Source organism: Aquimarina sp. AD10 (genome assembly GCF_003443715.1).
In the GTDB taxonomy this organism is placed as follows: Bacteria; Bacteroidota; Bacteroidia; order Flavobacteriales; family Flavobacteriaceae; genus Aquimarina; species Aquimarina aggregata.
This window is the reverse complement of sequence record NZ_CP031965.1, coordinates 1,289,462-1,312,876: the sequence shown is the minus strand read 5'-3', so window position 1 is coordinate 1,312,876 and position 23,415 is coordinate 1,289,462. Positions and strand designations below refer to the sequence as shown.

The 23,415-nt window shown below is 32.2% G+C and carries 15 protein-coding genes; 7 read left to right on the top strand and 8 right to left on the bottom strand.

Features of this window, described 5'->3' with window-relative positions:
- Position 1 precedes the first annotated feature (1 nt).
- The 4 genes from D1816_RS05565 to uvrA all read right to left on the bottom strand — a co-directional run bounded on the left by D1816_RS05565 (position 2) and on the right by uvrA (position 9,125).
- On the bottom strand, positions 2-2,416 hold the full coding sequence (locus D1816_RS05565; protein ID WP_118501483.1) for a thiamine pyrophosphate-dependent enzyme: 2,415 nt from the start codon (positions 2,414-2,416) through the stop codon (positions 2-4).
- A gap of 239 nt (positions 2,417-2,655) precedes the next feature.
- On the bottom strand, positions 2,656-5,433 hold the full coding sequence (locus tag D1816_RS05560; RefSeq protein ID WP_240338682.1) for a metalloprotease: 2,778 nt from the start codon (positions 5,431-5,433) through the stop codon (positions 2,656-2,658).
- Between the two features lie 151 nt (positions 5,434-5,584).
- Complete coding sequence (locus tag D1816_RS05555; protein WP_066309415.1) at positions 5,585-6,271, bottom strand: TIGR00730 family Rossman fold protein; 687 nt, start codon at positions 6,269-6,271, stop codon at positions 5,585-5,587.
- A gap of 13 nt (positions 6,272-6,284) precedes the next feature.
- Positions 6,285-9,125, bottom strand: coding sequence for an excinuclease ABC subunit UvrA (gene uvrA / locus D1816_RS05550; protein WP_118501481.1), 2,841 nt, complete (start codon positions 9,123-9,125; stop codon positions 6,285-6,287).
- A gap of 599 nt (positions 9,126-9,724) precedes the next feature.
- Here uvrA and D1816_RS05545 point away from each other — a divergent pair.
- The 3 genes from D1816_RS05545 (at position 9,725) to D1816_RS05535 (ending at position 13,759) form a co-directional block, all read left to right on the top strand.
- Positions 9,725-11,674 carry a M12 family metallo-peptidase gene (locus D1816_RS05545; RefSeq protein ID WP_158597735.1) on the top strand — a complete coding sequence of 650 codons (1,950 nt, stop codon included), beginning with the start codon at positions 9,725-9,727 and terminating at the stop codon, positions 11,672-11,674.
- Between the two features lie 118 nt (positions 11,675-11,792).
- Entirely contained in the window at positions 11,793-12,320 is a 528-nt protein-coding gene (locus D1816_RS05540) for a hypothetical protein (RefSeq protein WP_118501479.1), read from the top strand.
- Positions 12,317-13,759, top strand: a complete 1,443-nt coding sequence (locus D1816_RS05535; protein WP_118501478.1) for a DASS family sodium-coupled anion symporter — start codon at positions 12,317-12,319, stop codon at positions 13,757-13,759. Before D1816_RS05540 ends, D1816_RS05535 begins: the two co-directional genes overlap by 4 nt.
- A 13-nt stretch (positions 13,760-13,772) precedes the next feature.
- On the opposite strand, the gene D1816_RS05530 is transcribed toward D1816_RS05535, so the two are convergent.
- Together D1816_RS05530 and aroB are read right to left on the bottom strand one after the other, a co-directional pair.
- Positions 13,773-14,483: a hypothetical protein gene (locus tag D1816_RS05530; protein ID WP_147405051.1), complete on the bottom strand. Its 711-nt coding sequence runs from the start codon at positions 14,481-14,483 to the stop codon at positions 13,773-13,775.
- 50 nt (positions 14,484-14,533) lie between these two features.
- On the bottom strand, positions 14,534-15,604 hold the full coding sequence (gene aroB / locus D1816_RS05525) for a 3-dehydroquinate synthase (protein WP_118501476.1): 1,071 nt from the start codon (positions 15,602-15,604) through the stop codon (positions 14,534-14,536).
- 166 nt (positions 15,605-15,770) lie between these two features.
- Between aroB and D1816_RS05520 the strand changes: the two genes are divergently transcribed.
- The 4 genes from D1816_RS05520 to D1816_RS05505 all read left to right on the top strand — a co-directional run bounded on the left by D1816_RS05520 (position 15,771) and on the right by D1816_RS05505 (position 18,396).
- On the top strand, positions 15,771-16,943 hold the full coding sequence (locus D1816_RS05520) for a proline dehydrogenase family protein (protein WP_118501475.1): 1,173 nt from the start codon (positions 15,771-15,773) through the stop codon (positions 16,941-16,943).
- An 18-nt stretch (positions 16,944-16,961) separates the two neighbouring features.
- A complete protein-coding gene (locus D1816_RS05515; protein WP_066309440.1) occupies positions 16,962-17,342 on the top strand; it encodes a VOC family protein in 381 nt (126 codons plus the stop codon).
- Positions 17,343-17,414: 72 nt separating this feature from the next.
- Complete coding sequence (locus D1816_RS05510) at positions 17,415-17,984, top strand: pentapeptide repeat-containing protein (protein ID WP_118501474.1); 570 nt, start codon at positions 17,415-17,417, stop codon at positions 17,982-17,984.
- Between the two features lie 13 nt (positions 17,985-17,997).
- Positions 17,998-18,396: a DUF2809 domain-containing protein gene (locus D1816_RS05505; protein WP_066309445.1), complete on the top strand. Its 399-nt coding sequence runs from the start codon at positions 17,998-18,000 to the stop codon at positions 18,394-18,396.
- Here the strand turns inward: D1816_RS05505 and D1816_RS05500 are convergent.
- A complete protein-coding gene (locus D1816_RS05500) occupies positions 18,393-21,758 on the bottom strand; it encodes a VCBS repeat-containing protein (RefSeq protein ID WP_118501473.1) in 3,366 nt (1,121 codons plus the stop codon). The genes D1816_RS05505 and D1816_RS05500 overlap by 4 nt on opposite strands.
- Positions 21,759-21,881: 123 nt before the next feature.
- Positions 21,882-23,408, bottom strand: coding sequence for a RagB/SusD family nutrient uptake outer membrane protein (locus tag D1816_RS05495; RefSeq protein ID WP_118501472.1), 1,527 nt, complete (start codon positions 23,406-23,408; stop codon positions 21,882-21,884).
- Positions 23,409-23,415 lie beyond the last annotated feature (7 nt).

The following is a 23,415-nucleotide window of genomic DNA, read 5'->3' as shown; positions in this document are numbered from 1 at the left end:
ATTATCTTAGTTTTGGATAATTTTCTGGATTAGCCTCATGCATTATATCATATATTTTTTCGAAAATGTCTTCTACAGATGGTTTACTAAAATAATCTCCATCGGTACCAAATGCAGGCCTATGTGGCTGTGCACTTAATGTTTGAGGTTTGCTATCTAGATATTGATATATATTTTGCTCATCGATTAGTTTGTGTAAAATATAACCAGTAGCACCACCAGGTACATCTTCGTCAATAACCAAAATTCTATTTGTTTTGGCAACACTCTTTACGATATCATGATTAAGATCGAAAGGGAGTAAAGATTGAACATCTATAATTTCGGCATTAATTCCAACCGCTAATAACTCTTTTGAAGCCTGTTCTACTAACCTTAATGTAGATCCATAAGAAACTAAAGTAATATCGGTACCTTCTTTTATTGTTTCAACGATACCAATTGGAGTTCTTGTTTCTGGCAAATTAGCAGGCATTTTTTCTTTAAGACGATATCCATTAAGACATTCTACAACTATTGCTGGTTCATCGCTGTCTAATAGTGTATTGTAAAAACCTGCTGCTTTAGTCATATTTCGAGGTACAAGTAAATGAATACCTCTTAATAAATGGATAAGTCCTCCCATTTGCGATCCAGAATGCCATATTCCTTCTAATCGATGTCCTCTCGTTCTAACAATTAGAGGAGCTTTTTGCTTTGCAAAAGTTCTGTATCTTAATGTTGCAAGATCATCACTTAGTCCCTGTATACAGTATAAAATATAGTCTAAGTATTGTATTTCTGCAATGGGTCTAAGTCCTCTCATGGCCATACCAATTCCTTGACCTATTATTGTAGCCTCACGAATACCAGTGTCAGAAATTCTAATTTCTCCAAATTTTTCTTGTAACCCTTCTAGACCTTGGTTTACATCTCCGATTTTACCACTATCTTCTCCAAAAATTAGTGTTTCAGGAACTCTATCAAATATATTGTCAAAATTATCACGAATGATGATTCTTCCGTCGACTAATTCAGAGTTTTCGTTATACTCTGGTTTAACCTCGTTAATATTTATCACTTTAGAATCATAATCGTTATATAAATGATCGCTATATTTTCCTTGCGTAGTTTTTATATAACTATTTATCCAATTTTGTAAATTGGTTTTTTCTATAAAATTCTCTTTAGTGATGTAACGAAGTGTTTTTCTTGTAGCTTCTAATATATCTTTTCTAATAGGCTCTTCTTTTGATTCAAGAACACTTATTAGTGGGGATATGAAATTTTTATTTTTACTTATTCCTTCAACAGCTTTAAGAAGAGTAATGGCTTCTGTTTGCTCATTTTTAATTTCAGAAAGATATGCGTTCCATGCTGTGTTTTTGCCTTTACGCACGGCTTTTTTAGCCTCTTTTTCAATATCTAGAAGCTCTTCTGTAGTAGCAATATTGTGATCGATGATCCACTCTTTGAATTTCTTATTGCAATCATGCTCTCTTTCCCAATTTAAACGTTCTTCACTTTTGTATCTTTCATGAGATCCAGAAGTAGAATGCCCTTGAGGTTGAGTTAGTTCTTTAACGTGTATAATTACAGGAATATGTTTTTCACGAGCTAACTCTTCAGCGGTTTCATAGGCATCCATTAATGCAGCATAGTCCCATCCGTTAACTTTTATAATTTCATATCCTTCATGATTTTCATCACGTCTAAAGCCTTCAAGGATTAAAGAAATATTTTCTTTTGTAGTCTGGTGTTTAGCATGTACAGAAATACCGTATTCATCATCCCAAATACTTATAACCATAGGTACTTGTAGTACGCCACCTGCATTTACAGTTTCCCAAAATAATCCTTCACTGGTACTTGCGTTACCTATTGTTCCCCAAGCTACTTCATTTCCATTTACAGAAAAATCAGAAAAATCAGAGACACTTTTTTCGTTTCTAAAAACTTTAGATGCTTGTGCAAGACCAAGTAATCGTGGCATTTGCCCAGCAGTGGGGGAGATGTCAGAACTTGAGTTTTTTTGTTGCGTAAGATTTTTCCAGCTGCCATCTTCATTTAGACTATGCGTTGCAAAATGCCCTCCCATTTGTCTACCTGCAGCAAAAGGCTCTTTGTTTATATCGGTATGTGCATAGAGACCAGCAAAAAATTGCTCAATTGTATATTGATCAATGGCCATCATAAAAGTTTGATCACGATAATACCCTGATCTAAAATCTCCATTGCGAAATACTCTAGCCATTGCTAATTGTGGTAATTCTTTACCGCCACCGAATATTCCGAATTTTGATTTTCCAGTTAGTACTTCTCTTCGGCCTAATAAGCTACATTCTCTACTTATAGTTGCAATTTTGTAATCTTTAAGTATTTGATTTCTATATTCTTCAAATGAGATATTAGATGAGCTTACTATTTCTGGTTGCATACGAACGAAGTTTAGGTTTGCAAATTTAGTCAAAATACAGACCAATTGCAAGTGCTAAACTCTTAAATGTTTTGAGTATAATACATCAAAATTGGATTTTTATTGATAAATCATCGTTTTTGAGTAATATTTTAAGTATTGATTAACAAATGCTCAAAATTTTCACATTTGCAATTTTTAGTACCATGATCTAGTAAAAAGTCCAATAAGCGTTTCGGGACTTAACGTAATAATAAATCTTATCTGTTCGTCATAATTTGGTTGTGCAATTTCCCATCCTTTGTTTGATACCACTGGAAAAAGAGTTCAAAAAAATCAGCAACTAAACTTAATCTTACTCCGGCATCATAAACATATTTGGCAGATTCTCCTCTGTTCTTAACAATACCGGCATCTCCATATGCATATATCCAATTCCAGATATTCGTATTGGCATTAAATGTAGTAATCCATTGATTTGCGAACGGGGAATCCAGTCTTGACTTAAATCCACCTTCTGCTAAAATAATTTGCTGACTTGTAAATCCTGTATCTTCACTTCTTCCTAGATAGTTATAATCAAACAAGTAATCTGTAGGGCGGTCTAGCGCAAAGCTGAAAAAGTCACCATCTTTTTCTGTATCATTAAAAACAAACGCTCCTGCAAACAATCGTAAGTTTAACTGTCTATTGTTTAAGAATAATTTTCTATAGTTTATTGTTGTAGAAAGTTTACTGAAATTTTTTGAAACTTGATAATCTAAACTGTATCCTAAAAAATCAGTAAGATTGAAATCTGAATAGCCGTATCTGGCATTAAAAACATTATAATCTGGAGTTACAACGGGATTTATTTCATCTCTCTCTCTAAAAACATTTACATTTCTTATTGTTAATCGTTGATTTTCATTAGACCTTAAATCTTTTGGTCTAAAATTGAAGCTTACAGAGGTAGAAAACCTTCTAAATAATAAATCGGGAGCATAGCTAAACATACTTCCATTTACACCATAACGAATCTGATATAGTCCATGTTCTGCTATTTGATTTCTAAAAAAGAAAGCAGCCGAGCCTAGTATTTTTTGTGACCTAAATCCATAAGCAGGTGATATATTGTATTCAAAGTTACGTCTTATCAATGTACTATTGTAGAATTTTGAAGCTATAGTAAACCCATCATATACATTAAATTCAAACTCAGGAATAAAAAATATTTGGCTATACCTAGGGTCTTCAACATCTTCTAATAATCTAAACTGGATAGGTTTATTGAGTATCCATTTTAAATTTTTATAATTATTTCTTCTATTAATCTCGGGAACATTTTGCTCATAATCCAATACTAGTTTGGTTATGTTATCATTAGGTATCATGACTTTTTTAGTTCCTACGATATCCGTAACCCATGTTTTGGATACAACATCTTTTTTTCTTAATCCATATAAAGAGATAGGCATACTATTCTCTTTTTTGTTCTTTATGGTAACTTCTAAAGAGTCTTTTTTTCTTTTTACAGATTTGATTTTAAAATCCAGTTTTTTGTTTGTGTTTACAAAATCTTTAAAAAACCATTCTACGTCTTTTTGCGCTATAGATTGAAGTATGTCTTTAAATTTTTCAGAACTCGTATGTTTAAGTACATTTTTGGAATAAAACTCTTTTATAGTCTCATCTAAAACATTATCATTTTCGAGATAATCTTCTAGATATTTAAATCCTACACCAGCTTTGTATGCATTAGCAATATTTTTGTTGAACTTTACTAAGCTATCTTGTGGAGTCGACAGGGGTTGATCCAAAAATAATCTAGCCATATTTTTATAGGCTAAAAAATATTGATCATTAAAATCTAAATCTGCTATATGAAACCAGCGTATACCAATAACCTTGCTTAGTTTACCGATTATTTTCATATCGGGATAAAACTGTTCAGTATACGAGATCATTAGATAAATATGTAAAGCATCTTTTATCCATGTATCATGCCTGGGATTTACCAATAATGTTTTATCCAAATACGTTTCTGTAATGGCTTTGAGTTGTTTAATTTCATATTGAAAGCCATCGGGAAATGGTCTTAAAAAATCAGGTAATTGGTTTAAGCCATAAACAGGATTATTTTTATAATCACTTTCAGAAATAACAATCTTATTATATGGATAAGGCCCTAGTTTTTTCTTTAAGAAATCTAAAATCCTTTCTGTAGCCACAGATTTCATTTTTGGCATTAGATTGTTATCGTCTATATTGCTAATGAATATAAAATCTCCCGCAGGAAAACTATAAAAACTGGGCTGTTTCCCTATATGTAAATTTATTTCTCCTCGATTCTCGCCACTAAGTGTTATAATTTTTAAATTTTGGTCTTCTTCTTCAGGTAAATTTCTAGCTATTTCTTTCTGAGTTAATTCGCTTACCACATGGTATTCTTCAGGAACTGTAAAAACGATTTCGTAATCACTTAGTTCCATGTAAAGATCATCTAGATTTTTATGACTATAGATATTCCATTTTGTGTCATATACGGCAGGAACAATGTACCAATACTTTAAATCAAAATTACCGTTGTCATGATACCCATATCGAGTAAATTTACTACTTGGAATTTTTATCTGATACTTTAAAATAAATGTTTGACTCTCTCCAGGAAGTAAAGGTTTAGTACATATTACTTTGATAATATCGGCTATCCCTTCGTGTCGACTCCATTGTAAGGCGTTAGTTGCGTTATCGCTAATTTTTTGAATGATTGTGCTACCTCGTTCATGATCTTTTGCAAAGTAAAATCGTTTCAAAAAATCTTCAGAAAATCGTTTTCCTAAGGGGGTTGTTTTACCTGCAAAACTATTTGCCCAGTCATGAAAAAACACTTCTTTTAATACATGCTCAGAAGTATTGGTAAATACAACTTCTTGCTCAATTGATACTATCTTTTTTTCGGTATCAAGACTTGCATCAATTTTAATACTATGTTGACTATGAGCAACAAAGCATATAAAAAATGCAATTACGGAATAATATATTTTAGCGAGATTCACTCTTTTTATATATTAGAAAAATTGATTAATAATAGATAAGAAGAAGCTTTCGCTAAGCTATCATACGAATTGGTTGATACTGAAATTGAGTTAGTTTTAAGCATTTTATTTTGTGTGAATTTGATAATTGTCTAAAGTTCAAAGATATTACTTAGAAATTTGGACTTAAATTATACTCACCATAGAACTTATCTAGAATAGTAAGTACTTCTTCGGGCGTATCTACGACATGAATAAGATCAAGATCACCAGGGCTAATATTTCCAAATTTATTTAGTAATGTACTTTTTACCCAATCAATAAGTCCACCCCAAAACTCTGTGCTTACAAGAATTATAGGAAATTTTGCTATTTTTTTGGTTTGTATTAATGTCATCGCTTCAAATAATTCATCTAAGGTTCCAAAACCTCCAGGCATTACTACAAATCCTTGTGAGTATTTTACAAACATTACCTTACGTACAAAGAAGTAATCAAAATCAAGACTTTTATCACTGTCTATATATGGATTGTCATGTTGTTCAAAAGGTAAGTCTATGTTTAACCCTACAGAGGTTCCGCCTCCTAAATGGGCTCCTTTATTTCCGGCTTCCATAATACCAGGTCCACCACCAGTAATGACACCATAGCCATTGTCTACAATATTTTTAGCTACATCTACTGCTAACTGATAGTATTTGTCATCAGTTTTTGTACGAGCGGATCCAAAAATAGATACACAAGGTCCTATTTTACTCATTTTCTCAAATCCATTAACAAATTCCCCCATGATCTTGAAGATAGCCCAAGAGTCATTAGTTTTTATTTCATTCCAGCCCTTATGATGTTGTTGTTCCATAAAATTTATTCTTTTAATTTAAAATGCCAAGTTCTTTCTTTAAGAACTTCGCGGTATAACTTTTCTTTTCTTTTATAATTTCTTCTGGTGTACCTTTTGCAATGACTTGACCACCATTTTTACCGCCTTCATATCCAATATCAATAACGTAATCAGCCATTTTAACTACATCAAGATTATGTTCGATAATTAATACTGTATTTCCTTTATCAACTAATTTATTCAAAACTTCCATTAATACTCTAATATCTTCAAAATGAAGCCCTGTTGTTGGTTCATCTAAAATATAAAATGTATTTCCGGTATCTCTTTTGGATAGTTCTGTAGCCAATTTAATACGTTGCGCTTCACCACCTGATAGTGTTGTTGATTGTTGTCCTAGTGTAATATAGCCTAAACCAACATTTTGGATAGTTTTTAGTTTTCGGTAAATTTTAGGAATAGGTTCAAAGAAGTTGCATGCTTCATTTATAGTCATTTCTAATACATCAGAAATTGATTTTCCTTTATATCTTATCTCTAATGTTTCTCTATTAAATCGTTTACCTTGACAGGTTTCACACTCTACGTATACATCAGGTAAAAAATTCATTTCTATTACACGCAATCCGCCACCTTTACAGGTCTCACATCTACCTCCTTGAACATTAAAACTAAATCGCCCAGGCTTATACCCACGGATCATGGCTTCAGGAGTTTTAGCAAATAGACTTCTGATTTCTGAAAAAACACCTGTATAAGTAGCAGGATTTGATCTTGGAGTACGACCAATAGGGGATTGATTTACATCAATAACTTTATCAGAATGTTCTAACCCTTTTATACTTTTATAAGGCATTGGTTTTTTGACACCGTTAAAGTAGTACGCATTAAGAATGGGGTATAATGTTTCATTAATTAAAGTTGATTTACCACTACCTGATACTCCAGTAACAGCGATCATTTTTCCTAAAGGAATAGTAATAGAAACATTTTTTAGGTTATTTCCTGTAGCTCCTTTTAAAGAAATAGTTTTACCATTTCCTTTTCTTCTTTTAGTAGGAACTTCTATTTGTCTTTTTCCGCTTAAATAGTCGGCAGTTAGGGTATCGTGTTTTTTTAAATCTAAGGGATCTCCTTCACTAATAATTTCTCCACCGTGTTTTCCTGCATGTGGTCCAATGTCTATAACATGATCTGCACGTTCTATCATGTCTTTATCATGCTCTACCACAATAACAGAATTACCAATATCTCTTAATTGAATAAGAGAATTGATAAGTTTTTCATTATCTCTTTGGTGTAATCCAATACTAGGTTCATCTAATATATAAAGTACACCTACCAATTGAGAACCAATTTGCGTTGCAAGTCGTATACGCTGTGCCTCACCACCAGATAGAGATTTACTACTTCGATTCAAAGATAAATAGGTAAGACCTACATCAATCAAAAACTGTAATCTCGCATTAATCTCTTTTAAAATTTCACCAGAAATTTTCTTTTGCTTTTCACTTAATTTAACAGGTAGTTCTTTAAACCAATCTGTTAACTCACTTATATCCATCGAAGCTAACTCGGCAATATTTTTTTCATTAACTTTAAAATACAGAGATTCTTTGCGCAGTCTTGATCCATTACATTCAGGACATTGAATATTATCCATAAATTCCTTAGCCCATCTTCTTAAAGAAGTAGAATCATTGGTATTGTATGTATTTTCTATAAAAGTTGCAATACCTTCGAAATCAATTTTATATTCTCTTTTAACTCCTAAAGTCTTGCTATCAACACTAAATTTTTCTTTTCCACCATGAAGAATAATCTCCATAGCTTCCTTAGGAATTTTTTTAATAGGGTCACTAAGTTTAAAGTCAAAGCGTTGACCAATGAGTTCTAATTGTTTAAAAATCCAATTATTTTTTTGAGGTCCTTGCGGCGCTAAACCACCACTTTTAATAGATTTTGAATCATCAGGAATAATTTTATTGATATTTACTTCATAAAGATTACCTATACCATTACATTTTGGACATGCCCCTTTTGGAGAATTAAATGAAAAATTATTAGGTTCTGGGTTAGGATAAGAAATCCCACTTGAAGGACACATTAAGTTTCTACTAAAAAAGCGCGCTTCCTGAGATTCTTGTTCAATAATCATAAGAACGTCATCACCATGGTACATAGCCGTATTAATGGTCTCCATTAAACGCTTAGAATTCTCTTGATCTTCAGAAACTTTGAGTCTGTCTATAACAATCTCGATATCATGAGTTTTGTAGCGATCAAGTTTCATTCCTTTAGTAATATCTTTTATCTCGCCATCGGTACGAACTTTAACAAATCCTTGTTTTGCAATTTGCTCAAAAAGCTCACGATAATGTCCTTTTCTAGATCGTACAATAGGCGCAAGGATATTGATTTTTTTTCCACTAAAATCTTTTAGAATCAGATCTTTAATTTGATCATCGCTATAACTCACCATTTTTTCTCCTGTGTTATAGCTGTAGGCATCACTTCCTCTTGCAAAGAGCAGCCTTAAAAAATCATATATTTCTGTGATTGTTCCCACAGTACTTCTCGGACTTTTACTGGTAGTTTTTTGTTCGATAGCGATTACTGGAGATAGCCCATCTATTTTATCTACATCAGGTCTTTCTAAACCTCCTAGAAATTGACGTGCATAGGCAGAAAAAGTCTCAATATATCTTCTTTGTCCTTCTGCATAAATCGTATCAAATGCAAGAGAAGATTTACCAGATCCCGATAAGCCTGTAATAACTACTAATTTTTCTCGGGGTATAGTTACATCTATGTTTTTTAAGTTGTGAACTCGTGCTCCTAAAACCTCAATATTTTCTTTTGATACTACCATAAAATTTTAACCAAGATTGCAAATGTAGGTATTTGATAGCGTTTTGTAAAATGAGTACCCTTTCCGTTTTAGTATTTAAAGAATATTTTTTGAAATAAAAATGTATTTTCTGAAGTTATTCAAGTTTACATGACTTTTTTATTGATAAATTATCGTCGTTTTATAACGATTGTTTAAGTATATAATGGTAAAACCTCTTTGTTTATAAGGCTTATGCTTAGTAGTAATTTTCTTTCGGAAAATGTTATGTAAGTTTTTTGTAGGTGTTTTTTTTGTTTTTTTTTTAACAATTTGTGAACCATAGTTAGTAGCCTTTTTGCATTTCAGAATAATTAAATAAGACTTTTTTTTTAAGATCATGAGTATAGAAGGTTCTTATTTTTGATTTTGAATACTGTTTTTTGGCTTATATTTTTATTAAAATCGCTAAGAAATCTACTCTTCTGCCAACTTTAGATTTGTTCACAAAGGTTGTCTATGTTGTGTTTAAAAGTTTGTAAATTAAGGTTATACAAACTCATTGAAGTATTTAGATTTTGATAACATATTTGGCCTACATGCATCAAGATTCTTCATCTTCAAAATTAAAACTTCTAACGATGAAAAACATTTTAACAATTGTGTTTGCCCTAATAACGGCAATTGGTTTTGCACAGAAGCAACCCCACAATCCTAGTGAGAGAATACAGCAAGAAAAAACTAATGGTACTGTATTTGAAAACGTAGATCTTTTTACGACAGTTAATAAACAAAAGTCAAAAACTAAAATCCCATCAGAATTAAAAGACTATACTCTTTTTTCTTTTGATAAAGGAAAGGAGGCCGCTTTTAAATCTAAAGCTCCTGTTGCGATGACTCTTACTATTCCTGGCCAAAAGAAAGCAATGTCATTAGAACTTGTAAAAACAAAAATAACTACAGATGATTATCAAATTATTGAAATGCCCTCTGGTAAAATTGTAACACCAGATAATAATGTACTACATTATAGAGGTATTGTAAAAGGAGTACCTAATTCTGTTGTTGCTATAAGTTTTTTAAGCGCAGAAATATCTGGTATTATTAGTATTGGTGAAAAACCAAGCAATTTAGTGATTGGTAAACTTAAAAATAGTAACGAACAGATCATTTATGAAGATAAGGACATAAGACACCTTAATGATTTTGTTTGTAGGATAGAAGATAATCCTGAAAAGAGCGAGCAACTTCAAGATAATACCCAAGGTAAAGCAGCAGTAAAATGCCCTAAAATATTCTTCGATATTGCAAATGATATTGTTCGTGATAAAGGAGGTGCACAGGGGGCTTCAGATTTTATTGAAGCTATTTTTAATCAGGTTTCAGTATTGTATGCAAATGATGATATTAGTATTCGTCTTTCTGGAGTAAAAGCTTGGACCAGTGCAGCCCCATTTGATGGGTTAACTAATTATCGAAATTATAGAAATCGAAATAGTTTTAATGGTGATTTAGGACATTTTGTAACCTATAACTTTTCTGGAGGTGTTGCCTGGGTCAATGCGTTATGTGGTTCTTACAAATATGCAGTTTCGGGTATTAGAAAATCTTTTAGTAACGTACCTACATACTCATGGTCTGTAGAGGTAGTTGCTCACGAATTGGGACATAATTTAGGATCTCCACATACCCAAGCTTGTAAGTGGAATAATAATAATACCGCTATCGATGGCTGTTATGGAACAGAAGGCGGTTGTGCAAGACCCGGATTACCATCTGGCGGAGGTACTATTATGAGTTATTGTCACCTTACTAATGTTGGTATTAATTTTAATAAAGGCTTTGGTCCACAGCCAAAAGCTTTGATTCAAAGAACTATAAATTCAAAAAGCTGTGTGCAAACTTGTGATGGTGGTCCGGGTAATGATGGATCAGTAACTTTTCAAGGTAATAATAATAGATATATTTCTTCAGAAAATGGAAGTAATCCAATGACATGTAATAGGACGGTTGTAGGTTCTTTTGAAAAATTTACTGTTGTCGACGCGGGTGGAGGACAAGTGGCATTAAAAGGAAATAATGGAAGGTATGTTTCATCTGAAAATGGAGGGGCTCCTATGACATGTAATCGAACCAGAATAGGTTCTTGGGAGAAATTCACTATAGTAGATGCAGGTGGAGGTAAAAAAGCTCTAAAAGGAAATAATGGAAAGTATGTTTCTTCTGAGAATGGCGGTGCTCCAATAACCTGTAATCGAACAAGGATAGGTTCTTGGGAGAAATTTACAATAAATGGATTAAGAAATAATACCGCTATACCTCAGGTAGCTGGTTTGCAGAATGAAATAGGAATGTTTCCTAATCCTGTAAAAAACCTATTAACTATTACGATGGGGACATTTGCAGATGAAATGTCAAAAGTGTTGGTTAAAGATATTAACGGTAGAACTTTACAGTCAACAGCTGTAAGTAATGAAGCTAAAGTAAATGGAGTTCAAGTACTTGATCTTAGTAATATGGTTACAGGAGTTTATTTTGTTCAGATTACAAATTCTAATAGAATAATTACTCAAAAAGTTTTTATAGAATAATATTCGAGTATATATAAAATTAGGCTACTAGGGTGAAGTAAATAACTTCACCCTTTTTATATAGTATTAATTTTCTAATTATTACGAATCTTACTACTTTAGATTAAAAATTATAATTATGATTTTAGGGATAGGCTCCAGAATAAAACATCCTGAATTTGGATTGGGCGTAGTAACCAATGTAACTTCAAAAATGTATTGGGTAACTTTTATAGATAATGGATTAGAAACTGTAAATGTAGACGATGAATTTGAAATCATTGATGGAGTAGAAGATGAAGTCGATACGGTTAGCTTCTATGAAGTAGAAAAAGTAGTAAAAGATCTTTTAAAGCGATATAGTGATATTTCAGAAATTGTACCTATCGCAGATAAGTGGAAGGGGGGTAAGCTAATAATGCAACCTGGAGATCAGAATTTAACTTCTAAAGAGTTACCTATTGATAAATTTTTTCATAAAATTGTGATGGTTAGGGATAGAATTCGAGTGATGGAACAGAAGATTAATAGCTCTAACCTTGATCAACAAGACAAAATAGACTTGCAACAATACATCACGAGAATTTATGGTAGTTTGACTACATTTAATGTGCTTTTTAAGAATAAATCTCAACACTTTGTTGGGGATAGCTCTAAAAATAAATGAGTAAATACCCTCTTGTTAAAAAAATAGGATTAATTCTAGGACCTCTGTTGTTTTTGGTATTGATCAACTTACCTTTTATATTCATCTCAGAAGTAGCAGATAAGGTTATATCTGTTGCTGTTTGGATGATAGTTTGGTGGATAACAGAAGCTGTTTCTATATCTGTAACAGCATTAATACCATTAATCTTATTCCCTCTAGTAGGAGTTTTAGACTTAAAAACCGTATCTCAGAGTTATGGTAGCCCTATTGTATTTTTGTTTTTTGGAGGTTTTGTAATGGCCTTGGCCTTAGAAAAAGTAAACCTTCATAAAAGAATAGCATTAACCATTATAAAAATTACCGGAACAAGCCCTGATCGGGTTATTCTTGGTTTTATGATAGCTACTGCTTTTATGAGTATGTGGATTAGCAATACAGCATGTACAGTAGTGATGCTGCCTATTGCTTTATCAGTGATACAGTTATTAATTGATGATAAAGATGGGTTTACAAAAAATGATAAAAATTTTGCATTAAGCATAATGTTGGGAATTGCTTTTTCTGCCAATGTTGGTGGAGTGGCAACCATTATAGGTACACCACCTAATTCTGTGTTGGTTGGATTTCTTGAAAACGAATATCAAATAGAAATATCTTTTTTAAATTGGATGTTACTTGCTTTTCCTTTTTCGGTGACGATGATTACTATTATTTATTTTGTGATGGTAAAATGGATTTATCCTAATCATATTAAAAGTTTTAATGCTTCACAAAATGTAATCAACGAAGAGTTAAAAAAATTAGGCAAGATTTCAAAACAAGAACGTCGAGTACTTGTTATTTTTAGTGTAGTAATTGCACTTTGGATATCTAGAACGACAATTAATGGTTTTTTTCCTGATTTAAAGCTTTCTGATACAGGAATAAGTATGATGGGAGCTTTTGCTTTGTTTGTAATTCCTTTTAGATTAAGTAAAGGGGAGTTTTCTTTAGAATGGAAAGATACTCAAAAATTGCCATGGGGAATTTTAATCTTATTTGGTGGAGGTTTAGCTCTAGCAAGCGGATTGTCACATGCAGGTTTAATAGAGTTAGTAGCAAATACTATAGCAGAAAATAAAGGATTAAGTTTAGTAGTAGTCACGGCATTATTAATTGTTTTTATGCTTTTTATGACCGAATTAATGAGCAATGTGGCTTTGGTAGCCATATTTGTTCCCGTTGTTGCAGGTATTGCACTAGGTTTAAATGTACCAATGCTTCATATGTTAATTCCTGTTACTATGGCTGCTAGTTGTGCATTTATGCTTCCTATGGCTACACCACCCAATGCAATAGTTTTTGCAAGTGGTTATGTTAAAGTATCAGAAATGGTTAAAGTTGGCTTTATTTTGAATGTGATCTCGGTGTTATTGTTGATTTTGTTGTTTAAATTTTATGTATCACTATTTTTCTAATACTATGTGAAACTTAATCGTTCCAGGCTCTAAGATTACTAATAGGAATTCCAAAGCCTAGTAATTTATGTTGTTGCGATAAGTAAGTACCACTTTCTGTTTTTTTCCAGTCACTCCAAGTAGCTTCTATTCCTCCTATAGGTAGTATAGAAACCCACATTTGGTAGCTAGTAGGGATATAATTTTGATCAACTTTCCAAAGATATGAATCTCCAGGGGTTGTTCCTCCAGAGCTATAGTTTATAAGTAAGCCTTGGCTATTATCATCTAACTTTACTAATTTTCTGGTAACACCAGTATCAAATAGTTTAAAAGGAGCAACTACCCAAAAAGAATCATTGTTAAAATAGGCTAGAGCTGTAGAAAGAATTTTTTTTCTTTCTTTTTCGTTTACATTTTTATTTTCTAAATAACTTTTTTGTGGTTTATTAAGATTAAGATGTACAGTATGGTCATCCCACTTAACTTGAACAGTTTGTTGTTGCTTATTCCAGAGGTAATGATGCTTGTTTCTAAATGTCCACTGTAGGTAATCAGTATCTTGATACGCTTGATAGTGCAGTGCTTCTTGTATTTTTAAAGCAAATTGATCTGCTTTACTACCTGTTTCACCTTCAGGCATCTTTTCATTCAAAGAAAAATAAAGTGAAGCAACTACAATAATAATCAAAGTTAGTATGCCCAACACTAATATTTTGAACAGCTTAAAGAATTTCTTTTTCAAGAGGTTGCGAATTTAAGTTCGTATGGTAAACTAAATGTAGTGAAATTGTATTAAAGAGATTTGTAATATTCAAAAGACTTTAAAATCAAATCATCATCAACAGTGCAGTTATATTTTGCAGCACCTATAGAAGTTAATAATACAAACAAAATGGTTCCTTTTTCATTTTTTTTATCATGAATCAAAAGATTCATAATTTCTTGGTAATCCTTAGATTCTATATCAATTTTTGGAAATGTAGCAAGAATAACATCGCTAATATGTTGTAAATCTTCTTCTGTTAATGATAGTAACTGGGATGAAATATAGGCTTCCATAATCATACCAATTGCAATGGCCTCACCATGCAATAAAACAGGTTTATCTGGATGCGTTAGGTAAAAAGATTCTATAGCGTGCCCAAGAGTATGACCAAAATTAAGGTATTTCCTAATATTTTGTTCTGTAGGGTCTTCAGTAACAATTTTATTTTTAATCACTACAGAATCATATATCATTTGATCTAATTCTTCAATATCTAATTGAGAGAGATCACTAATTTTGTTCCAATATTCACGATCTTGAATTAAACCATGTTTCAACATTTCTGCAAAACCACTACACATTTGATTTACGGGGAGCGTACCTAAATATTCTGTATCTATTAATACCATTTCAGATTCACTAATTACCCCAACCATGTTTTTAAGATTGCCAAGATCAACACCAGTTTTACCTCCAACAGATGCATCTACCATGGCCAATAGAGTAGTTGGTATATTGATATAGTTAATACCTCTTTTGTATGTACAGGCTATAAAACCTCCAAGATCAGTAACTACACCTCCTCCAAGGTTAATTAGAAGACTCTTACGATCAAAACCTAATTCAGAAAGAGCATTCCAAATACCACTACAAGTTTCAATATTTTTATGAATTTCGCCAGGTTCAATTTCAATAACCTCTATATCATATTCTTTTTCGATTGTACTCATTAGTAATGACAAACAATATTCGTGAGTATTGCTATCAACGAGAATGGCTATTTTAGAGTGGTTAGCTTTTTCTAAGTAAGCGTTTAGGGCAGTATAACATTCCTGACCAAAATATACTATTGATTCTTTAGAAACTATGGGCTTCATGTGTAGTTAAATTATGAGAGCGAAATTAAGTAGAATTTAGATTAAAATAAACTCGCAAGTTCTATATTTGCAGATATCATAAAATAAACACAAAGTATTCTTGTAAATCGATCATATTTATAGGAATGCTAGTATAAAACTGATGATAATCTAAATTATTTTTTTGATGAGTCACAATAACTTGTTTGAGAATACACAAAAAGCTTTTTCGTTAAAAAGCGATTCAGAATTAGAAAGAGCATATTTTTTGTTTAAAATGATTTCTAATGAACCATTAGTAAGAATCGGTACTGCAGTAACAAATTTTGCTATTAAAGCTCATTTGCCAGTACAAGGATTGATACGCGCAACTGTATTTGATCATTTCTGTGGAGGAGTTAGTGAAGAAGATTGCTTACCTGTAGTAGATAAAATGTTCGAAAAACGAGTATGTTCGGTTTTAGATTATTCTGTTGAAGGAAAAGAAGACGAGTCTCAATTTGATGCAGTTCTTCTAAAAACAATAGAATTGATTGAATTTGCAGATCATAAAGACGCGATGCCTTTTAGTGTATTTAAACCAACAGGTTTGGGACGATTTTCGGTTTTCGAAAAGAAAACAAAAGGTGAAGCTTTAACTAAAGAAGAAGAAGAACAATGGAAACGTATAGAAAAGCGCTTTGAACTAGTCTGTCAAAAAGCATTTGATTGTGATGTTGCATTATTGATTGATGGAGAAGAAAGTTGGATGCAAGACGCTGCTGATGATTTAGTTGCTAAAATGATGCGTAAGTATAATACAGAAAAAGCTATTATTTATAATACATTGCAATTATACAGACATGATCGTTTAGAGTATTTGAAGAGTTTGCATGAAGAAGCAAGAGTATATGGTTTTAAAATAGGAGTAAAGATAGTGCGAGGTGCCTATATGGAAAAAGAAAATGAACGTGCAGAAGAAAAAGGATATCCTACACCAATTTGTGCAAGTAAAGAACACACCGACGAAAACTTTAATACTACTATGAAATACATTCTTGAAAATATAGAAGATATTTCAGTTTTTATAGGTACACATAATGAGCATAGTAGTTATTTAGCCATGCAATTGATGGATGATCTGTCTATCGCTAAAGATGATTTTAGAGTTTGGTTTGGCCAGCTATATGGCATGAGTGATCATATTAGTTTTAATCAAGCATCAGAAGGCTATAATGTAGCAAAATATTTACCCTTTGGACCGGTACGAGATGTAATGCCTTATTTGATACGAAGAGCAGAAGAAAATACTTCTGTAGCCGGACAAACAAGTCGTGAGTTAAATCTTTTATCACAAGAAAAAAAACGTAGAAAACTATAAAATCCTTGCATAGACTTTATGAACTTAAATCAAGTAACAGTGCCATCCTTAGATATAGAAAAATCTATTTCTTTTTATGAAAAACTAGGGTTGCGTTTAATCGTAAAAGCGTTGCCTCACTATGCTAGGTTTGAATGTGTAGAAGGAGACGCAACTTTTTCTATTCATTTGGTAGAAACACTTTCTGAAGGAGAGGGAGCATATATCTATTTTGAAACATCTAAATTAGATGATGAGGTAAAACGACTTACTCAAGATGGAGTAGTATTTGATCAATTGCCAAAAGATCAAACTTGGCTTTGGCGTGAAGCGAGACTAAAAGACCCTGATGGAAATCAAGTAATCCTTTATTTTGCAGGAGACAACAGAAAAAACCCACCGTGGAGGATTGGTAATTAGTTAGTCATGTTTCTGATTATAAAAATACAATACACTACTTTTAAATTTTGGTAGAAACAATCAATAAGAAATATGAGTAATTCAATACTTGATCAAACTTTTGACAGTCAAAATTTTTCTGGTAAAAAATTAGAGTCAAAAGAATATGACAATTGTACTTTTATAAATTGTAATTTTTCTGACACTGATATTTCTGTTGTTACTTTTTTAGAATGTGAATTTAATAACTGCAATTTTGGATCTATATTGATGAAAGTAACCTCATTTCAAGAGGTTCTGTTTTCTGGTTGTAAAATGCTTGGCTTAGATTTTAGTGGATGTAATACATTTATGTTTTCGGTAGTGTTTGATCATTGTAATCTTGATTATGCATCTTTTTTTGGATTCGAAATGAAGAATACTATGTTTAAAAGCTGTAGTTTAAAAGAAGTTGATTTTACGAATGCTAATATTAAAGGAGCTGTATTTGATCAGTGTGATATGACAAAGACCGTTTTTGATAATACCAATGCTGAAAAAACAGATTTTAGAACAGCCAAAAACTATAGTATTGATCCGGATAATAACATTTTAAAGAAAGCTAAATTTAGTAAGTTTGGTCTCTTAGGATTACTGAGTAAGTATGATTTGGATATAGAATAAGAAGGTAAACATTATGATGTTAAGGTTTCATAAAAAGTATTTCATTTTAACCATTTTAGTGTTTTTGATAGAAATCATCATTGCAATGTATATTGATGATGCTATAATAAGACCATATTTTGGAGATACTTTGGTTGTATTCCTTTTATATTATGGGGTTAAAACTTTTTTCAATTTACCAGTACTAAAGACAGCTTTGTTTGTTCTTTTATTCTGTTATTTTGTCGAAATAATGCAATATTTTAAGGTCATCTATTTTTTAGGTCTACAAGAATCAAAACTAGCTAGAATTGTTATCGGAAGCTCCTTTTCTTGGATGGATATACTGGCATATACATTAGGCTTTCTATTGATCGTATGGCTAGAAAACACTTCGTCTTTTCGTAAGTTTTTGGATGTAAAAAATGATTAGTATGCTTTAAAAATATCTAGTAAATCATTATTATTTGCTACTATTATAAACTTTCCTTTCTCATTTTTTATAGACAGCATGTGTCGTGTGTCTTTATTGGTGAAAAAACCGGACTTTTGATTAGAAATAGGACTAAATAGTTCTGTACCATTACCTTTTAAAAAAGAACCAATCCCTGCATCGGCTCTTGTAGTCTCTACTTCTGATTGATAGTTATTACCCGCCACTAACAGATCTTTTATTTGATCTCCATCAAAATCTTCAAATAAAATACTATTGATTGGCGATTGTTGTGCGTCGATAGGTAGTGGAGAAAATTCAAATGCTCCATTGCCGTTGTTTTTAAATATTCCCGAACGAAATTCTATAGCTTGATAATGTAATGCAGAGGTAATACCTTTACCTAAAATTCCACCAAGGTCTTTGTTTGCAAATTCATTATATGTCGTTATTTTTTTTGCTAAATGTGGTATTTGTTGGGCGGTACAAACTTTCCCTCTAACAGGCACTTGTTTTTCATTATAATATTTGGCCAGTATGATATCTTCTTTCCCGTTAAAATCAAAATCACGTGTATAAACATGAAAAGGTTTTTCTTTAGAAGCATGAAATTTATAATTTAACCCTAGGTTACCAGCTATAATATCTTGATCTCCATCATTATCAATGTCAGCAACTACTATTTTGTTCCACCAACCTGTTGTTGAGGATAGTGTTTCATAATGATCACTTTTTAATAATTTGTTGTCTTTATTGATAAAAACCTCGATACCCATCCATTCTCCAGTTACCACTAAATCAGTGGTTTCATCATTATTAATATCTACCCAAACGGCATCGGTTACCATACCTATATCTTGTAGGCCAGGCGCTAGAGCTGGTGTTTGGATAATAAATTTTCCATTATCATTTATTAATAAATAGCTAGAAGGAGCATAAGGGTATTTACTGGGGATAACACGTCCGCCAACAAATAAATCAATATCACCATCATTATCATAATCATTAGGAACAACAACTGATCCTGCAGTTATCATTTCTGGTAACTGATTTTTTGATTTTGAAAATTGCCCGGCACCATTGTTTAGATACAATCTGTCTTGCAATAGTTTTGGAGTATTGTTAAATTCATAACTTCCGCTAACGACATATAAGTCTTGATCTCCGTCATTATCTACATCAAAAAAGCAGGCCCCAACATCTTCACGCTGTTTATCTTTTTTAAAATCTAAATTTGAATAAGCTTTAAAATCGCCAGATTTATTCCCTAATAGTAATTGTGCAACGTATCCATGCGCACCACCGATAAAAATGTCGTCGTAGCCATCATTATTCACATCTGATTTTGCTATTGCAGGTCCAGTTTGAGAGAGTTTATGAGGTAGTAGTATCTGTAGGTCATAATCGTTAAAGGCAGTTTCAATATGACCAAATCTTGAAGTTGTTTTTTTGAAAATTGTTTTTGTTGTTGTTTTTTCTGTAAATGTATCTTGAAGTGAGGTATCACTAGCATATTTTGCCGTTATTAATTTGTTACTTGAAACCTTTTGTAACAGATGTTGTTTTCCGTCTGGCCATGTGATTTCAATCTTTGAGATTGTATCTTGTTTTTTAAATCCAAAATGTAAAACATTACTAACAGATGACAGAAAACCTCTTGTATTTATTAATTGACGAGATTGTATTGTATTATTTGTAAAGTATACTTTAACTTTTGTTCCTATACCAAAGTTGTTTTTTTTTGGTCCCTCTAGTCTAACTTTTACAAAATTTCCTTTTTGTAATTCGATAGCATTATTTTTAAGAATATTGGCTTTATCATTTATATTATTTACAACTATATCTAAGTCACCATCATTATCTAAATCGGCATAAACGGCACCATTAGAAAATGTAGCTGTAGTATCTACCCATGTTGATGATGTATTTTGAAATGTTTTATTACCCTTGTTTTTATAGAAGTAATTGGTAAGTTTTTGTTGAGGTAGCATTTTTGCAAAACTGAAGAAGTCTTCTTGAGTTGGTTTTCTACCATTTTTTCTTAATATCTGGAGTATTTCGTTGTTTTTATCTCTATCTATAACATCTCTGTAAACTCCATTAGTGATGTATATATCTTTATAACCGTCTAAATCAAAATCGGCGGCTAATAGGGACCAACTCCAATCAGTATTTGCTATGCCAGACATATGGGCAATCTCGCTAAATGAGTTATTACCATTATTAAGTTGGAGCATATTGTGCATGTATTGTTGATGATATCCATTGGCAACCATTTTATCAAATTTTTCAATAGAAGTCATTGCCATTGTGGTTTTTGATCGAATATAGTCTTCTGGATTCATATCTAATGTCATTAAATCTGGTAATCCATCGTTATTAATATCGGCAATATCACTACCCATGCTATTAAAGGACATATGCTTGAATAATTTATCCCTAGATTCTGTAAACGTCCCATCTCCATTATTAATATATGCTAAATCTGGTACATTAAAATCATTGCATACATAGATATCTAATAATCCATCATTAGTAAGATCACCAACTTGAGGATTAAGACCAAATCCTATATCATATACTAGTCCTGATTTTTCAGAAACGTCGGTAAAATGTCCTGTTCCATCATTGTTATAAAGTCTATCACTTCCTTTAAGCTGTAATGTTTTTGGATCGTTTTCAACAGCTTTTAGATCGACAACTTTTGATCTACTTGTAATATCAGGGGTATTAGAGATATATACATCAAGATCATTATCATTGTCATAGTCAAAAAAAGTAGCTTGTATTGTACGGTTTTTATCTGCCAGACCAAGAGCTTCAGCTTTTTCTGTAAACGTAAGGTCACCATTATTTATATAAAGCATATTGGCAAATTTATTATCCTCTTCTTGCCAACCACCCCGAGAAATATAAATATCAACAAAGCCATCATTATTAACATCTGCTACGGCAACTCCAGAATCGAAACCTTTTCTTTTTTGTATACCAGCCTTTTTTGTAATATCCTTAAAGCGAAAATCACCTTGATTTAGATATAATTTATTGTCATGAGTGTTAGAAATAAAAAATAAATCCATTAATCCGTCATTATTAAAATCTGCCGCCGCAACACCTCCACCAATGTAGGTATACATGTATTGGTAATAATTAGATTCTAATGTTTCTATTAATTTATTTTCGAAATCAATACCTGATATAGTAGACGTTATTGCTGTAAAGAGTTTTTTTGTTTCTGTTTTATGTTTAGAAATGGCAGAATTGTTTGGTTCCGAACAAGCAAGAAAGAGCGTAGTAGTTATAAATACTAGACCGATACTTTTTATATTTCTTAATAATGATTTTATTTCAAAAGTTTTCATGCTTTGTTGTTATCTAGAATCGTATTTAATTGTTGAATATAAAGTACACAACGATAAAGTTACGTAAGACTCTACCGTTGTGTTTAAAAATAACTAATTCAAAATTATTGTATTTCTTTTTGTTTAATTGTTTATACTTGGGTTAAGATCTATTTCTCGTTGCGGAATAGGAGTAAAGTAATTATCTGTACCAAGTGATCCTTTTATTGGATTTGGTTCGGGTAACAATTCACCACTGTTATTTAATGAGGTTTGTGGTGCTCGATCCGAGAGTGCCTGTTCAACTCGTTCCATTCGCACTAAATCATTCCAGCGTAAATATTCACCAGCAAACTCCCATTTTCTTTCGGTAAATGCTAATTCTGCAAGGTCTCCTGTAGTTACATCTACCGATGGATCTGGAATATTAAAAGGAAGCCCTTCAGATCTTCGCCTAATCATATTTAAAGCTTCCCATGATTCTGGAGTAATGTTTCCTGATCGGGCAGAAGCTTCAGCATAGATTAAAAGAACTTCGGCATAGCGTATAAAGAAGTCATTTCTATCAGTTTGAAAATCTGATAATGGGATATCGTCAATAGGACCTACAATTTTCTTAAAAACCGGTGTTGGTTGATCGCTAAAGTTCTTCCAATCAAGTTCGGTTCTGTATGTGGCTTCTTTTCTTGCACCTTCTGGGAAGTCTTCAAAAAATCTAATTTCTGCAAAGGTTTCTTGCCATCCTTGAAGATCTGACGGATTACCTAACTTTCCGAATTTACGATTAGGTTGACCACAACTTCGACAATAAGGAATGGTCCAAACCGCTTCGTCATTAAATCGATGTTCTAAAGTCCATAAATCTTCTAAATCTTCAAGTAGCGTAAAATTATGCGCCGCACTATTGTCAATTACTTGTTTTGCACTAGAAGCTGCATCAGTATATTTGGCATTATCCTTAACCGGGAATCCTGCCCAATCTAGATATAATCTTGCTAGTAATGCTCTTGCAGAACCACTGTTTGGTCTGGGAGCTCCAGCATTTACTCCTGGGTATATATCGGGTAATCCACTTTCGGCTCTTAAAAGATCTGACTCAATTTGTTCATAAACATCAATCTGTTCTGCTAATCCTAATTGTTGATCTGGGTCTGGAATAATAGGTAAAGGTATTCTTCCATGAATTCTGGCTAAATGAAAGAACATTACACCTCTTAGAAAATACACTTCGGCAATGAGTCGATTTTGAGTTTCTATTTCACTTGGTTCGGTAAGAACTAAGCCTTCATTATTTGCCAAAACAGTATTTGCTGCACGAATAGTACTGTAAATTGCTTCCCAGTTATTTCGTACTCTTGAATTGGCTTGAGAAACTAATCGTTGATCAAATTCTCTAAATTCTGCCTTATTACTTCCAATATGTGTAGTAATATCATCTCCGGCCCAAGCTGGAGCATAAAAAGTTGTCATCCAAGAAGCATCATTTAACTTTGCGTGTACCCCAGTAACTCCAAGTTCTAATTCTTGAATTTTGGAGTATGCACCTGGAGCTAATTGTGCAATTGTTGGGTCTTCATCTAAATCCGCACAGCTGTAAAAAACAGATGCTATTATCAGAAAAGATAATATGGATCTTATATTATATCGGTTTCTGTTATATGTTGTTTTCATAAAATTT